At 47.8% G+C, this 347-nt stretch carries 1 protein-coding gene; it reads right to left on the bottom strand.

Features of this window, described 5'->3' with window-relative positions:
• Positions 1-121: 121 nt before the first annotated feature.
• Positions 122-347, bottom strand: a 226-nt coding sequence (locus A2F46_RS11915) for a single-stranded DNA-binding protein (RefSeq protein ID WP_156471665.1), incomplete at its 5' end; no start/stop codon positions are given.

Below are 347 nucleotides of genomic sequence, written 5' to 3'. Positions count from 1 at the left end.
AATGATGCCTCTGCTTTCACCCCTGACCAGTTAATGAAAATCAGACTGCCCAGATACTGGCCTAAAAGCCCAAAAAGCAGGCTACCGAATAAGCCAATCACCACGGCCCCAATGAATTTTTTCATGGTTGCTCCTTCCTACCCATCATGATGAATTTATCGACATGAATTTCCCATACAGTTCGTTGGATACCATCCTGCTCGTAACGACGTGAGCGGATTGGGCCACGAACATAGATGGAGTCACCCACATCCATATGCTGGCAAACCAATTCAGCGTGCCTACCATAGAGTAGTGCCGCAAACCAGTCGGTTTTCTCATTGGTCTGCCCAGTACGCTTATCAGAG

This window comes from Snodgrassella sp. CFCC 13594 (assembly GCF_001590725.1).
Classification (GTDB): Bacteria; Pseudomonadota; Gammaproteobacteria; order Burkholderiales; family Neisseriaceae; genus Snodgrassella.
This window is presented reverse-complemented; position numbering and strand designations above follow the sequence as displayed.